The 14,424-nt window shown below is 66.2% G+C and carries 14 protein-coding genes, 1 tRNA gene and 1 pseudogene; 4 read left to right on the top strand and 12 right to left on the bottom strand.

Translation table 11 applies throughout. The features are described 5' to 3' along the window. Nucleotides 1-209 precede the first annotated feature (209 nt). Nucleotides 210-938: an FCD domain-containing protein gene (locus AB0N24_RS17675; RefSeq protein ID WP_364126983.1), complete on the top strand. Its 729-nt coding sequence runs from the start codon at nt 210-212 to the stop codon at nt 936-938. Between the two features lie 68 nt (nt 939-1,006). On the opposite strand, the gene AB0N24_RS17670 is transcribed toward AB0N24_RS17675, so the two are convergent. The 3 genes from AB0N24_RS17670 to AB0N24_RS17660 are packed head-to-tail and all read right to left on the bottom strand — an operon-like array spanning nt 1,007 to nt 3,805. Continuing rightward, nucleotides 1,007-2,074, bottom strand: coding sequence for an L-idonate 5-dehydrogenase (locus tag AB0N24_RS17670; protein WP_364126980.1), 1,068 nt, complete (start codon nt 2,072-2,074; stop codon nt 1,007-1,009). After that, the gene (locus AB0N24_RS17665; protein ID WP_364126977.1) at nt 2,074-2,844 is read right to left on the bottom strand and encodes an SDR family oxidoreductase; all 771 of its coding nucleotides are present in this window, start codon (nt 2,842-2,844) and stop codon (nt 2,074-2,076) included. The genes AB0N24_RS17670 and AB0N24_RS17665 overlap by 1 nt, the downstream gene beginning before the upstream one ends. Before the next feature lie 13 nt (nt 2,845-2,857). Beyond that, nucleotides 2,858-3,805: an NAD(P)-dependent oxidoreductase gene (locus AB0N24_RS17660; RefSeq protein WP_364126975.1), complete on the bottom strand. Its 948-nt coding sequence runs from the start codon at nt 3,803-3,805 to the stop codon at nt 2,858-2,860. Nucleotides 3,806-3,875: 70 nt separating this feature from the next. On the opposite strand from AB0N24_RS17660, the gene AB0N24_RS17655 reads away from it, so the two are divergent. Beyond that, nucleotides 3,876-4,940 carry a D-2-hydroxyacid dehydrogenase gene (locus AB0N24_RS17655; RefSeq protein WP_364126972.1) on the top strand — a complete coding sequence of 355 codons (1,065 nt, stop codon included), beginning with the start codon at nt 3,876-3,878 and terminating at the stop codon, nt 4,938-4,940. 98 nt (nt 4,941-5,038) lie between these two features. On the opposite strand, the gene AB0N24_RS17650 is transcribed toward AB0N24_RS17655, so the two are convergent. Both AB0N24_RS17650 and AB0N24_RS17645 read right to left on the bottom strand, forming a co-directional pair. After that, a complete protein-coding gene (locus tag AB0N24_RS17650; RefSeq protein ID WP_364126970.1) occupies nt 5,039-5,662 on the bottom strand; it encodes an FMN-binding negative transcriptional regulator in 624 nt (207 codons plus the stop codon). 4 nt (nt 5,663-5,666) lie between these two features. Further along, on the bottom strand, nt 5,667-6,644 hold the full coding sequence (locus AB0N24_RS17645; RefSeq protein WP_364126967.1) for a DMT family transporter: 978 nt from the start codon (nt 6,642-6,644) through the stop codon (nt 5,667-5,669). On the opposite strand from AB0N24_RS17645, the gene AB0N24_RS17640 reads away from it, so the two are divergent. Continuing rightward, nucleotides 6,643-8,055: a PLP-dependent aminotransferase family protein gene (locus AB0N24_RS17640; protein WP_364126964.1), complete on the top strand. Its 1,413-nt coding sequence runs from the start codon at nt 6,643-6,645 to the stop codon at nt 8,053-8,055. The two genes, AB0N24_RS17645 and AB0N24_RS17640, sit on opposite strands and share 2 nt — an antisense overlap. Before the next feature lie 108 nt (nt 8,056-8,163). On the opposite strand, the gene AB0N24_RS17635 is transcribed toward AB0N24_RS17640, so the two are convergent. From AB0N24_RS17635 to AB0N24_RS17605, 7 genes are all read right to left on the bottom strand, one after another. After that, entirely contained in the window at nt 8,164-9,513 is a 1,350-nt protein-coding gene (locus AB0N24_RS17635; protein ID WP_104173167.1) for an MFS transporter, read from the bottom strand. 178 nt (nt 9,514-9,691) lie between these two features. Continuing rightward, nucleotides 9,692-10,489: an IclR family transcriptional regulator gene (locus tag AB0N24_RS17630; RefSeq protein WP_364126962.1), complete on the bottom strand. Its 798-nt coding sequence runs from the start codon at nt 10,487-10,489 to the stop codon at nt 9,692-9,694. A gap of 303 nt (nt 10,490-10,792) precedes the next feature. Beyond that, nucleotides 10,793-11,083 (bottom strand): hypothetical protein, encoded by a 291-nt coding sequence (locus tag AB0N24_RS17625; RefSeq protein ID WP_364126959.1) that lies wholly within the window; start codon nt 11,081-11,083, stop codon nt 10,793-10,795. Nucleotides 11,084-11,186: 103 nt separating this feature from the next. Further along, nucleotides 11,187-11,262, bottom strand: a tRNA-Val gene (locus tag AB0N24_RS17620). 110 nt (nt 11,263-11,372) lie between these two features. Beyond that, entirely contained in the window at nt 11,373-12,293 is a 921-nt protein-coding gene (locus AB0N24_RS17615; protein ID WP_364126956.1) for an NAD-dependent protein deacetylase, read from the bottom strand. A 4-nt stretch (nt 12,294-12,297) separates the two neighbouring features. Further along, a complete protein-coding gene (locus tag AB0N24_RS17610; RefSeq protein WP_364127279.1) occupies nt 12,298-12,762 on the bottom strand; it encodes a peroxiredoxin in 465 nt (154 codons plus the stop codon). 35 nt (nt 12,763-12,797) lie between these two features. Beyond that, nucleotides 12,798-13,217 carry a DUF3052 domain-containing protein gene (locus AB0N24_RS17605; RefSeq protein ID WP_104173208.1) on the bottom strand — a complete coding sequence of 140 codons (420 nt, stop codon included), beginning with the start codon at nt 13,215-13,217 and terminating at the stop codon, nt 12,798-12,800. Nucleotides 13,218-13,615: 398 nt separating this feature from the next. Between AB0N24_RS17605 and AB0N24_RS17600 the strand changes: the two are divergent. Continuing rightward, nucleotides 13,616-14,424: pseudogene (locus tag AB0N24_RS17600) on the top strand (pyruvate dehydrogenase (acetyl-transferring), homodimeric type); the annotation flags it as partial.

Below are 14,424 nucleotides of genomic sequence, written 5' to 3'. Positions count from 1 at the left end.
CGGAACACGCTTTAAGAACCAGTGGCTGTCAATAAACCATATGTATTTCCGCGGACAACGGGAAAGTTGCGCCCACGTTTTGGAAGGCGGCGCGTCACAAAACAGTCTATGATGCCGCCAGCGTGAGGTTGGGGCGGCGGCCGCCCCGGGTCCCGTCATGGGTTGGGCCCGCGCCGGACGGCGGCGCCGGCACGATTATGCTTACCACTATGTCAACCAGCCTCCATCATCGCGCCATCGAACATCTGGGAACCCGTATCGTGAACGGCGCGCTGCCCACGGGCCACGTGATGCTGGCTGAGCAACTCGAGGATGAGCTGAAGGTTTCCCGGTCCGTGGTGCGGGAAGCCGTCCGGGTCCTGCAGTCCCTCGGCCTGGTGGAGACCATCAAGCGCGTGGGGATCCGCGTGCTTCCGGCCAGCCGCTGGAATCCGTTCGATCCCCTGGTCATCCGCTGGCGCCTGGCCGGCGAGGGCCGCGGCGCCCAGCTCAGGTCCCTTGCGGAGCTGCGCTCCGCCGTCGAACCCGTCGCTGCCGAACTGGCCGCCGCCAATGCCCCGCAGGACCTCCGGAAGGAACTGCTGGACGTGTCGCTGGCCATGCACGACGCCGGCCGGGCCGGCAACGTGGCGGAGTTCCTGCAGCTGGACATCCGCTTCCATTCCCTCCTACTCACCGGCTCCGGCAACGAAATGTTCGCCAACCTCGTAGGCCAGGTGGCGGAAACCCTGACCGGCCGGACCGTCCACGGCCTCATGCCGGACCGCCCCCGCGAGGCCGCCCTGCAGTGGCATGTGGACGTGGCGGAGGCCATCGCCGCAGGGGACGCCGCCGGGGCCCGGGAGGCCTCCAGCCGGATCATGCGTGAGACGATCACCGAAATGGAGTCCGGGTGGCGGGACCAGCCCAGGGTCTTCGTGCCCCTGCCGCAGGCCTGACGGCCAGCCTGCAGCCCTGCTGACGGACCGGCTCCGCCGAGCCGGCCGGGCGAGGCGCAGCCCCGCCCTTACTCCCCCGGTGCCGGGCTGAAGTCCAGCAGCACTTTCCCGGATTCAGCGGAGTTCCTGGCCACTTCAAAGGCCTCGAGTCCGCGGTCCAGCGGGAATTCATGGGTGACCACGGGGTCCACGAACAGCGTGCCGTCCGCAAGCGCCGCAATGACCTCGTCGATTTCGGCGTTGAAGCGGAAGGAACCCAGCAGCTCCAGCTCGCGCGTGATGGCCAGGGAGATCAGCACGGGCTGCGGCCCGGAAGGCAGCAGGCCCACCATCACCACCTTGCCGCCGCGGACGGCGCCCTTGATGGCTGAGGCGAGTCCGTGGTGGCTGCCGGATGACTCGATGACCACGTCCGCCTCCACCGCGGCGATGGCCTCGGCTTCATCGCCTTTCAGGACCTCGTCGGCGCCGACGGCCCGGGCGATTTCCAGCGGCTTGGGGTACATGTCCACGGCGACGATCCGCCGGGCACCCGCGCGTTTGAGGACGGCCACGGCCAGGGCGCCGATGGGTCCGCTGCCGATCACCAGGGCCGTCTTCCCCTTGACGTCACCGGCGCGCGCCACAGCATGCCAGGCAACGGCAGCCGGCTCCGCCAGGGCAGCTGTCCGCAGGCTAAGGCCTTCGGGCAGCGGACGGAGCATCCGGGCAGGCAGGGTGGCATACCGGCTGAAGGCGCCGTCTGTGTGCGGGAAGCGGGCGGCGCTCCCCAGATAGGTGCAGCCCGGCGACAGGTTGGGCCGATCTTCGGGGTAGCGCGCGGCACCGGGGCCCGGTGTGGCCGGGTGGACGGCGACGGCGGTCCCCGCCGCAGGTCCGGTGCCGTCTGCTGCCCCTTGCAGGACGGTGCCCACAATTTCGTGCCCCAGGACCAGGGGCGCCCGGAGGATCGATTCACCGGCGGCACCGTGCAGCCAGTAGTGGAGGTCAGAGCCGCAGATGCCGCCAAAGGCTATTTCCACCACCGCTTCATCGGGACCGGGAACAGCGACAGGCACCTCCTCGATCCGGAGGTCGCCGGCTGCATGGGCCACCACAGCAGCCGAGGTGGCGGGGAGTTCGTGGATGCCGGGCATCAGACCACCACCGTCATTCCGCCATCGATGAAGATGGTCTGTCCGTTCACGAAGTTGGAACCGTCCGAGGCAAGCCAGACCGCCGGGCCCGCCAGGTCCTGGACCGTCCCCCAGCGGTGGGCCGGCGTGCGGCCCAGGATCCAGGAGTTGAACTGCTCGTCGTCCACGAGGTTCTGCGTCATTTCGGTGTGGATGTAGCCCGGAGCGATGCCGTTGATCTGCAGCCCCGAAGCCGCCCATTCCGCGGTCATTGCCCTGGTGAGGTTGCGGAGTCCGCCCTTGGCCGCGATATAGGGGGCAATGGTGGGCCGCGCGAGGTCGGTCTGCACCGAGCAGATGTTGATGATCTTGCCGTGTCCGCGCGGGATCATGTGCCGCGCCGCTTCCCGTCCCACCAGGAAGGCGCTGGTCAGGTCCGTGGAGATGACCCGTTCCCAGTCGCTGACTTCCAGGTCCAGCATGGGGACGCGGTGCTGGATGCCGGCGTTGTTCACGAGGATCTCGAGCGGCCCCACGTTTTCTTCCACCCAGGCGACGCCGCGGGCGGCCTCGGTGTCCTTGGTGACGTCGAAGGCGCAGCTGTGCACGCGCCCCGGCGGGTAGTCGGCCGCCATGGCGGCCTCGGCGGCTTTGAGCCGCTCGGGGTTGATGCCGTTGAGCACCACGGTGGCGCCGGCGTCGGCCAGGGCCCGCGCCAGGGCATTGCCGATTCCCCGGCTGGAGCCCGTGACCAGCGCGGTCCGGCCTGTCAGGTCAAAAAGTGAACTCATTGTTTCCTGTTCCTCAATTGGTCTTGACTGCATTGTTGTCGCTGAGATTCGAGATGGTCTGCCGGACGGCCGCGAGGTCGAGGTCCCCCAGCCCCTGGCGCTTCAGTTCGGCGTAAAGTTCGACGCCGGCCGTCGCCATGGGCACGGCCGCCCCCACTGCTGCGGCGCTTTCCAGGACGAAGGACAGGTCCTTGTGCATGAATTTTGCCGGCCCGGTGGGCTCGTAGTCCTTGGCGGCAAGGCGGGGCCCGACGATGTCCAGGACCCGGCTGCCGGCCAGCCCGCCGGACAGCACCTCATACAGTGCCCCGACGTCCATGCCGGAACGTGCGGCGAGCTCAGCGGCTTCTGCGAGCGCCGCCGTCGTGGTTCCGACGATCAGCTGGTTGCAGGCCTTGGCCAGCGAGCCTGAGCCGAGGGGCCCCAGCCGGCGGACTGTGCCGCCCATGGCGTCGAAGAGGGGAAGGAGCCGCTGGAAGTCCGTTTCCTCCGCGCCCGCCATGATGGCCAGGGTTCCGTCCCGGGCACCCTTGGTGCCGCCGCTGACCGGCGCATCAACGACGACGGCGTTGCCGCGGCTCGCGGCGGACACCCGCGCCCCGAAGCCCCGCACGGCTGCCGGGGAGACACTGCTCATTACCACCACGGCGGTACCGGGGCGGGGCGGGCTTTGGGACCAGCCGGCAAGGAGCCCGGCTGCCGCTTCCTCGATGTAGCCCAGGTCCGGGAGCATAAAAACAATGACCGGTTCATCGCGCAGCGCGGCAACGTCGGGGGCGCGGGCGCCGCCGCGGGCCGCAAAGTCGTCCAGGGCGGCCGCTGACCTGTTCCAGCCTGTGACATTCCAGCCTGCCTTCAGCAGGTTGGCTGCCATGTAGCCACCCATCAGGCCCAGCCCAACGAAACCGGCCCTCTTTTCACACGAATTTTCGCTCAAATCGTGGTCTGTCTGCACATCCATCGGCAGCGGTACCTCACTTCATCGTGGTTAATGGAGGGGAATCTGTTCAATATCCTAGCCTCCATTCAGTATGATGAACACTATGACGACTAAAACCACCGTCGCAATCGCCGTCCCGCTCGAAGCTGAGCTGGTTGAGCACATCCGCGCCGTAGATCCCGCCGTGACCGTCCTCTATGAGCCCGACCTCCTCCCGCCCGAGAGGTTCCCCGCGGACCACTCCGGCGATCCGGACTTCAAACGCACTCCGGAACAGGAGGCGCGGTACTGGGACATGCTGAACAAGGCCGACGTCCTGTACGGCTTCCCCAACGAGAGTCCCGCCGGGCTTGCCCGCATTGCCGGAAGCAACCCCCGGCTCCAGTGGATCCACGCAATGGCGGCAGGTGCAGGCGGAGCGGTCAAGGCATCCGGCCTGGACCAGGAAACCCTGCAGAAGTTCAAGGTCACCACCTCCGCCGGAGTGCATGCCCTCCCGCTGGCGGAATTCGCCGCGCTGGGCATCCTCAACGGCTTCAAGCGCAGCGCCGAGCTCGCTGTGGACCAGGCCGCCAAGGTCTGGCCTGAACTGCGCACCCCGACGCGCCTGGTGAACGGATCCACCCTCGTCGTGACGGGCCTCGGCGAGATCGGTCTGGAAACAGCCCGCATCGCCCGCGCCCTGGGCATGAAGGTCAGCGGCACCAAGCGGAACGTTGAGCCGATCGATGGCATCGAAAACGTTGCCGGCAATGACGGCCTGGCCGGGCTGCTCGCCTCGGCAGACGCCGTCGTGAACACCCTGCCCGGCACGCCGTACACGGAGAAGCTGTTCAACCGTGAGGTGTTCGCCGCCATGAAGCCGGGAACGGTGTTCGTCAACGTTGGCCGCGGCACCGTGGTGGACGAAGACGCCCTGCTGGAGGCGCTCAACAACGGCCAGGTGGGCTTCGCCTGCCTCGACGTATTCGCCGTCGAACCCCTGCCGCAGGACAGCCCGCTCTGGAACCACCCGAAGGTCATGGTGTCCCCGCACACCTCGGCGCTGAGCGCGGCGGAGAACCGGCTGATCGCAGAACGCTTCAGCAGCAACCTGCGTACTTTCCTCGACGGCGGGGAACTCCCCCACCTCGTGGACACCGTGCACTTCTACTAGGCCGCACTACTGCAGGGTCCACCGGGGCCCGCGCGGCACACCCGCAGGCCAGGGCGGCCCCTCCGGCAACGGAGGGCCGCCCTTTTGGGTCCCCGGGACTATGGCCGCCTTGCCCGCTCGACGTCGGCGGCGCTCTCAGCCTGCCCCCGGGCGGCAAGTCCTGCCACCACACCGTCGATGTCCGCATCGGGCCGGTTCTGGCTCAGCTTGGCCTTGGCCTCGATCCGGGTAATAACAAGTTCCAGGCCTACGATGGCGCGCAGCTGCCCGGAAAGGTAGCGCTCCGGGGCATCATCCACGCTCCACGGGTGGTCGAAGCCCGCTTCGTTGACGTCTGTCAGCCGCCTGACCTGGCCGGCGAGCCAGGCCGGATCGTCGTGGACCACCAGGTTGCCGTATACATGCGCCGTCGAGTAGTTCCAGGTGGGGACAACACGCCCGTGCTCGGCCTTCGAGGCGTACCAGGACGGCGAGATGTAGGCGTCCGCGCCGTGGAGGATGGCGAGTGCCTCTCCGGTCACCGGCTCGGACCACTGCGCGTTGTTCCGGGCAACGTGGGTGAGCAGGGCACCGCGTTCGCCGATCGAGGGGTCGTAGACGAACGGAAGCAGCGTTGCGAGCAGGCCCTGCGGTGTCATCGTGACCAGATTGGCTGCGGCGGGCCGGGTGAGGAGGTCGCTGAGGGCGTCGGGTCCGGCTTCGAAGTGGGCTGGTGTGTACATGGTGCTAATCCTTTGCAGGCTGGAGGGATCTTGTGGAGTGCGGGACGGCATGCGGAGCGGGGGGCTGCCTGAGTCGGGACCGCACGGCTGCGCCGGCGCAGAGGATGACGGCGACGCCGCCGATGATGGTGGTCCAGGTCAGGGCCTCGCCCAGCAGGAGGCCGGCCCAGCAGATGCTCAGGACTGGCTGGATGAGCTGGACCTGGCTGACCTGGGCCATGGGGCCGACGGCCAGGCCCCGGTACCAGGCAAAGAAGCCCAGGAACATGCTCACCACCCCGAGGTAGGCGAACGCCGCCCACTGGACCGGAGTGGCTGACGCCGGCTGCTGGGCCAGGGAGAGCATCATGAGGAACACCATGAGCGGCGACGCCAGCACCAACGCCCACGACACGGTCTGCCAGGAACCGAGCTCGCGGGCCAGCAGGCCACCCTCCGCATAGCCGACCGCCGCTGCCACCACGGCGCCAAGGAGCAGCAGGTCCGCCGAGTGCAGCTGCCCGAATCCGCCGGACTGCATGGAGGCGAAGGCGATGGCCGCCAGCGCGCCGATTACGGTGATGAGCCAGAACGCCAGGCGTGGACGCTCGCGCCCCCTCAGGACAGCCGCCGTCGCCGTCGCAGCCGGGAGCAGGGCAATGACCACCGCGCCGTGACTGGCCGGCGTGGTGGTGAGCGCGAAGGACGTCAGCAAGGGAAATCCAATCACAATGCCGGCGGCCACCACCGCGAGCCTGGCCCAGTGCATGCCGCGGGGAAGTTTCTGCCGCGCCAGCGCAAGGGCGGAAGCGGCCAGGACCCCGGCCACCACCGCGCGGCCGGAACCGATGAACAGCGGCGAGAGCCCCGCGACGGCGATCTTGGTGAACGGAACCGTGAACGAGAAGGCCGCTACTCCGAGGAGACCCCACCACAGTCCGGAGGGGGCACGGGACGATACCACTGGCCGAATCAGCGTAGTAGCGCTACTATTGTCTCTCATGAACAACGATAGCAGTTCCCGGATTGCGACGCGACTACGGGAATGGATCGCCAAAGCCGCACCCGGATCAAGGCTGCCGTCCACACGGTCCCTGGTGGCTGAGTACCAGGCCAGCCCGGTGACCGTGCAGAAGGCACTGCAATCCCTCACGGCGCAGGGCCTGATCGAGAGCCGGCCCGGCGTCGGAACGTTCGTGCGGGCCGTCCGGAGTGCCCGTCCCTCGGACTATGGCTGGCAGACGGCGGCACTGCGGTCGCCGCTGGCACCGCTTCCGTCAGCCTCCACCACCATGCGCGACGTGGCGAACGACGCCATCGCCTTCCACTCCGGCTACCCGGACCGGGAACTTCTGCCCGAGCGCCTCGTCCGGGCGGCGCTCACACGCGCAGCACGGGGTGACGCAGCGTTGTCCCGTCCGCCCGCAGCGGGCCTGCCGGAACTGCAATCGTGGTTCGCGCACGAACTCGGCGCCTCGACACCGGCCGGAACCACACCCCCGAACCCGAGCGACGTCGTCGTACTCCCGGGGAGCCAGAGCGGGCTCAGCTCCATCTTCAGCGCGCTCGCGGGCCGCGGGCAGCCGCTGCTGATGGAGTCACCAACCTACTGGGGCGCCATCCTGGCGGCGGCACAGGCCGGCGTCCGCGTTGTCCCGGTGCCCAGCGGACCGGACGGTCCGGACCCGGCGGAACTGGCCCGGGCCTTTGACGAAACCGGTGCGCGCCTGTTCTACGCCCAACCGAACTACGCGAACCCCACCGGTGCGCAGTGGGCGGCAGGGCGGGGTGAAGAGGTCCTGGACGTGGTGCGCGCAAAGGGTGCGTTCCTGGTGGAGGACGACTGGGCGCACGACTTCGGCATCACCACCAGTCCCGTGCCCGTCGCCTCCCGCGACGACTCCGGCCACGTGGTGTACCTGCGTTCCCTGACCAAAAGCGTGTCACCGGCCATCCGCATCGCGGCCGTGATCGCGCGCGGCCCGGCACGTGAGCGCATCCTCGCGGACCGGGCAGCCGAGTCGATGTATGTCAGCGGCCTGCTCCAGGCCGCGGCGCTCGACGTCGTGACCCAGCCCGGGTGGCAGACGCACCTGCGCAGCCTCCGCCACCAGCTCCAGTCCCGCCGCGACCTCCTGGTCACCAGCATGCGCGAGTACGCCCCGCAGGCGCACATCGAGCAGGTGCCCAAGGGAGGCCTGAACCTCTGGGCGCGCCTTCCCGACGGCACAGACCTTGAACGGCTGACCCGCAACTGCGAAAGCGCCGGGGTCATCATTGCCGCCGGGCGGGAGTGGTTCCCGGCCGAACCCGCAGGCGCTTTCATCCGCCTCAACTACTCAGGGGCCAACCCGGGAGCCTTCCCGGAAGGGGCCCGGATCATCGGCCAGGCACTGGAACGCAACAACTCCTAGCAGCCGGCAGGCACGAGCGGGCCCCGGCGCAGCAAAGGCTGTGGCCCCCTCCTTGCGGAAGGGGCCACAGCCGTTGTGTTGGAGTGCAGTTCCGGTGCTGCGGGAGTGCTAGCTCGCGTCCTCCGTGAGGACGAGGTCACGGGCCACGGTCTCCGGAGTGAAGAACGTGGTGACGAAGGAGATGAGCGCGAGCACCAGCGAGTAGATGGCAAGCACCAGCCAGGAGTGATCCGTTGCCGCCAGCAGCGACGCGCCAACAAGGGGTACAAGGCCTCCGGCCATAACGGCGGACAGTTCGCGGCTCATGGCAACACCGGTGAAGCGGTACTGGGAACCGAACAGCTCCGGCAGGAGCGGGCACTGCGGACCGAGCATGGACTGGACGCCGATGGCGATACCCACCACCATGACCACCCAGACCAGGGTCACGTTGCCCAGCGTCACCAGGTAGAACGCCGGAAGCGCAATGACGGCCTGGAACAGTGCGCCGTAGCGGTATACCGGCACACGGCCAAAGCGGTCGGACAGGGCCCCAAAGGTGACCACCATAACGGCGGCGAAGCCGGCGGCAATGAGCAGGCCAACGGGTCCGATGAACTTGTCGCCCGGGAAAACCCCGTCCTTGGCTGCCAGGAAGGCGATGAGGAGCGCCGAGTAGATCGACGAGTTGCCGTTCTCACCCATGCGCAGGCCGATGCCAATCAGCACGTTCTTTTTGGAGTGCTTCCAGAGCTGGCCGATGGGGTTCTTGACCACGTTCTTGTGCTTTTCCAGCTCCTGGAAAACCGGAGTTTCCTTGAGCCGGAGCCGGATGAAGATCGCCACCGCAATCAGGAGGATGCTGGCCAGGAAAGGCACACGCCACAGCCAGCCTTCCAGGACCGCCTTGTCAGCCATGGCAATCAGGGCGAACGTGCCGGCACCGAGCAGGGTGCCCAGCTGGATGCCGACAAACGGCAGAGAAGCGAAGAATCCACGACGACGGCGCGGCGCGACTTCGGAAATCAAGGTGGTGGCACCCGCCTGCTCAGCGCCGGCGCCGAGGCCCTGGAGGATTCGCAGCGTGACGAGGAGGACCGCGCCCAACATTCCCGCCTGCTCGAACGTCGGCAGCAGGCCGATTGCGAAGCTTGCCGTGCCCATCAGGCCGATCGTCAGGATCAGGACCATTTTGCGTCCGAACCTGTCGCCGATGTAACCGAAGATGACTCCGCCGAAGGGGCGGGCCGCAAACCCAACGCCATAGGTGGCGAATGATGCGATCAGGGCGCCGTCTTCGCCGAGCGGCTTGAAGAAAAGAGGCCCGAAAATGAGGGCCGAAGCCAGGCCATAAATGTAGAAATCGTAGTACTCCAGAGCGGAGCCTACGGAGCTGGCAAGAGTTGCCCTCCGCAGTTGTTCCGGTTCGACGACGGCGTCGTCCACATCGGCAAGCGGTGAATTAGTACGAGTTGTCACTAGCACTCCCTTAAGAACACTCCAGACCCCCGTTGGTCTGGTGGGATAGTGACGGCACCGGTGGCGTCGATCACTATAGTGAACACAGTACAGCAAGCTGAACGGATAGCCAATGATGAAATCCGTTTTATTTTTCCGTGAGTCAGTGGCCGCCTTTTGCGCCGCTTCAGGGGCGGTTCTAGCCCATGGGATTGCCCAGGGATCGGGCCAGTTCCTTCAGTTCTTTCACCATCATGGCGCCCTGCTCCGCGGAATAGGTGGCCTTCAGCGCAGTGACGGACAGCCCCAGGCTTGGCCCGTGGGCTCCCCTGGTCGGGACCGAGACAGCGAGGCAAACAACTCCGGTGGTGGACTCCTCGTCCTCGAAGGCATAGCCCTGTTCCCGGATGACAGGCAGTTGCTTCTTGAAGTCGGCGCCGGTCCGGAGGGATTTCGGCGTGAGCACCGGGAGTTCCGTGTCGTCAGGGAACATCTCCTCGATGTCGTGGTCGTGCAGCCGCGCGATGAGCGCCTTACCGACAGCGCACAGCGACACCGGCATTTTGTCGCCGATATTCGAGGTGAGCCGGACCGCAGGGTGGCCCTCGTAACGGGCCAGGTAGATGACATTGGTTCCGTCCAGCATGGCGATACGGACCGTTTCACCCGACAGGGTAGGGGCCTGTTCGCAGAAGCGGTAGAACTCCTGGACCTCATCCAACCGGCTGAGGTAGGCGGCGCCAAGTTCCACGAGTTTGCGCCCGAGCGTGAAGTCCGCCCCCTGGCGGTTAATGAGGCGGGCCTCTTCGAGGGCCAGCAGGAGATTCGAGGTTGACGACTTGGGGATGCCGAGTTCCCTCGACAGGTCACTCAGCGTGAGCCTGCCTGTCGAAGAGGCGGCCAGCGCCTCCAGCACAGCGGCGGCACGCGTCACGGCCGGCGCGGGGGACGCACTCCCCAGTCCGTCAGAGGTGCGGGGAGCTCGGGAATCGGCCATGATTCTCCTTCAGGTAAAGCGCGTCCATTCAGCGCCGTTCAAATCAAAGGTGTGTTCAATCAGCTGAACAGTAACCATCATAATGTGTGGAGGCGGGATCCGCTCCCGGGAGCCGCCGGCCTCGGCCTTCGGACCCGGCGCGGGCCGGGCCGCAGGCACCGAAAACCCGGCGCGCCCCGGCCCGCCTTGTTTCACATTTCGAAAAATTCACTGTATATTCATTTCAAGCCTTCCACCGCGGCATCCCCCAATAGCCGCGGTGGAAGGCTTTTCCAATTCCCCGGCAGAATCGCCGTTCCGGAATCAGGCAGCGTCGGCCACGGCCTCCCTCAGCCGCCAGCCCCCGCCGAGCCCGTCCCGGATCAGTTCCATGGTGGTGAGGGCCGAGTCGGCGTTCCTGCCCAGCCGCGCCTGGACCTGCCAGACCTCAATGTCCACCCGGCCAAGGCCCTTCGGCATCCTCCGCTCGGCCTCCCACCAGCTGACGCGCTCAAACCAGCGGACCGGCTCTGCGCCGATGGTCCATTCCCGCCCGCCGCGAACAACGGACAGCGGCCGTCCATCCGGGGCCATCCTCATCAAAACGTGTTCCATGCCGGCAACACTATGGACAGGGTCCGACAGTTTTTGTCCGTGCCAGCAAACACAAAAAACCCCGCCCTTGCTGACCTTTCGGCCGACAATGACGGGGTTCCGTTGGTGGGTCCTACCGGGATCGAACCGATGACATCCACGGTGTAAACGTGGCGCTCTACCAGCTGAGCTAAAGACCCAAACCGTGATTTCCGCGCCTCAGCGCTTCAACCAACGAACAGCAACTGTACCGGATAAATCCCGCAGAACGCCAATCGGCATCCGCCTTCACGCTGCAGTGAGCCCTACATCACAGATCCGGCAGTTCACTGGCCAGCCAGGTGAGCGATTCGCTGACACCGGCTTCCAGCTTGATCGTGGCCAGGTCATCGCCCCTGGTGGCCCCCCTGTTGATGATGACCACGGGTTTCTGCTGCTTGGCAGCATGCCGCACGAAGCGGAGGCCGCTCATGACCGTCAGTGAGGATCCGGCAACAACCAGGGCGCCGGCGTCATCGACCATGGCGTACGAGCGTTCCACCCGGTCCCTGGGAACATTCTCGCCAAAGTACACAAAGTCCGGCTTGAGGGTGCCGCCGCATGCCGGGCAGTGCGCCACGACGAAACTGCGGATGAGGGCCGAATCCTCCACCGTCGCGTCGGCGTCGGGCGCCATTTCCACAACACCGTCTTCCAGTGCCCGTTCGAGGAATCCGGGGTTCAGTTCCTCCAGTACCCCCGCCAGCAAGGTTCTGCTGTAGCGGCGCGCGCAGGCAAGGCAGGCCACGCGGTCGAAACGGCCATGGAGGTCCACCACGTTCACGCTGCCGGCATCTTCGTGGAGCCGGTCCACATTTTGGGTGATGAGGCCGGTCAGCAGGCCGCGTTGTTCGAGCCTGGCCGCAGCCACATGTCCGCCATTCGGATCGGCCCGGCGCAGGTGTGACCAGCCGATGTGATTGCGCGCCCAGTATCGTTGGCGGTTGTCCGGGTGGCCGATGAACTCCTGATAGGTCATGGGTGCCCGCGGTGCGGCACCGGGTCCCCGGTAGTCCGGGATGCCCGAGTCCGTACTGAGACCGGCTCCGGTGAGGAGTGCGAAGCGTCGTCCCGCCAGGGCGTCCCGGATGCCCCGAAGGACTCCGATGACGTCGGGTGCAGGAGAGGCGGCGCTGACCGGCGGCAGGCTGGCGAACCCAGTCATGCCAAGGCCGGGGCGCCGCTCCCTCATTCCGTCAGCTCCCGCCGAGCTCCGCGAGGGCGGCACGATATCCGGCCAGATCACGGGCCTGGCCGCGAGGATTCACCACGACGTAACGGACGATGCCGTCCGCATCGATGATGAACGTTCCGCGCTGCGCCATCCCGGTGTCGGGATCGAACACGCCGTATAGCGACGCAACTCCGCCGTGCGGCCAGAAGTCGGCCAGCAGATCAAATCCGTAGCCTTCCTTCTCAGCGTAGGCACGCAGCGTGAACTTGCTGTCCACGGAAACGGCCAGAACCGTCGCGTTCGCATCCGCAAACACCGACAGATTGTCGCGGATTTCACAGAGCTCGCCGGTACAGATTCCGGAAAAGGCGAACGGATAAAAAACGACGACGACGTTGCGCCCCCGGAGTTCCGACAGCCGGACGGGCTCGCCGTACTGATTGACAAGTTCAAAATCAGGAGCTGTGCTGCCGGTTTCCGGAAGAATGCTGACCGCCGCGGCGGTCTGTACCGGCGGTGGGGTCACTTGTTCTTCCTGGTGACCAGGCGCGTTGCGCTCCAGTCCTTGGATACACCCGGCGATGTCGTGAGGTGGAGCCCCGCCGTGGGCGCAGCTTCCTGGATCTCCGCAGGGGACACGTAACCGGACCTCCCCGACTTTGGCGTCAGTACCCAGACCACACCGTTCTCACTCAGGGTGGTCAGTGAATCCATGAGCGTGTCCACCAGGTCCCCGTCGCCGTCGCGCCACCAGAATATGACGGCATCAACTACGTCGTGGTCGTCTTCATCAAGGAGTTCCGAGCCCGTGAGGTCTTCAATATCGTCACGCAAGTCGAAGTCGACGTCGTCGTCGTAACCGAACTCCTGAATCAGATCCCCGTTTTTGAAACCCAATTTTTCCGCCACATTTACCGAAGTGGCGGCGTCGGCCTCGCTCACGTGTTCCTCCAATGCTTAGTCATTTTCATAAATCTAGTGATTTCCATTACTACAAGCCAACACCCTTTGTGCCTGCTCTTCAAGCTGTTGCCCCCGCGATCCCACTTATTCTGCGTCACACCCGGGGCTGACGTCCGTCCGCCGAAGCGGCCTTCCGTCACACAACCAGTATGACGTCAAATGCGACGGGGCCGTCAGGCAGCGGCTACGCATCGGATAGCTCGCACAGCTAGAGTGGCTGATGACTACTATGCCGGCGGGGCGATCGCCCTGGATTTATACGGTCATAGAAGTGATAGGACCCCCTGCCCGGCGCACATGACCGGGCTGTTGTAACCGATACGTCGCACACGTCGCGTTCACGCCAGGCAGTTACCCTGCCGGACCTGAGGGCGCCGATGCATGCGCGCAAAGAGAGGTTGGACGTGGCTGCAGGAGAAGATACCTCCCATATCCTCAGCGGGTTGACTAACCAGCTGCCTGATCGTGATCCGGAAGAGACCGCCGAATGGATTGAGTCCCTGGATACGCTGATCAGGGAACAGGGCACCGAGCGTGCCCAGTACATCATGCGCAGTCTCCTGCAGCGTGCCGGCGCCCAGAGCGTCGGGGTCCCGATGGTCACCACCACGGACTATGTGAACACGATCCCCGCGGACCAGGAAGCGCCGTTCCCGGGCAACGAGGAGTACGAACGCCGCTACCGGGCGTACATGCGCTGGAACGCCGCGGTGATGGTGCACCGGTCCCAGCGGCCCAACATCGGCGTGGGCGGGCACATCTCCACCTACGCCGGGGCCGCGACCCTGTACGAGGTCGGCTTCAACCACTTCTTCCGCGGAAAGGACCACCCCGGCGGCGGGGACCAGGTCTTCTTCCAGGGCCACGCCTCCCCCGGCATGTACGCGAGGGCATTCATGGAAGGCCGGCTGACCGAGCAGGACCTGGACGGGTTCCGGCAGGAAAAATCCCGGGCCGGGCACGCCCTGTCCTCCTACCCGCACCCGCGGCTGATGCCGGAGTTCTGGGAGTTCCCCACCGTGTCCATGGGCATCGGGCCGATGAACGCGATCTACCAGGCCCAGTCCAACCGGTACCTGCACAACCGCGGCCTGAAGGACACCAGCGACCAGCAGGTCTGGGCGTTCCTGGGCGACGGCGAAATGGACGAGCCCGAGTCCCGCGGCCTGCTCCAGCTCGCCGCGAA

The organism is Arthrobacter sp. NPDC093128, from assembly GCF_040683875.1.
Classification (GTDB): Bacteria; Actinomycetota; Actinomycetes; order Actinomycetales; family Micrococcaceae; genus Arthrobacter.
Note: the sequence above shows the minus strand (reverse complement) of the source record. Positions and strands in the feature narration are given on the sequence as shown.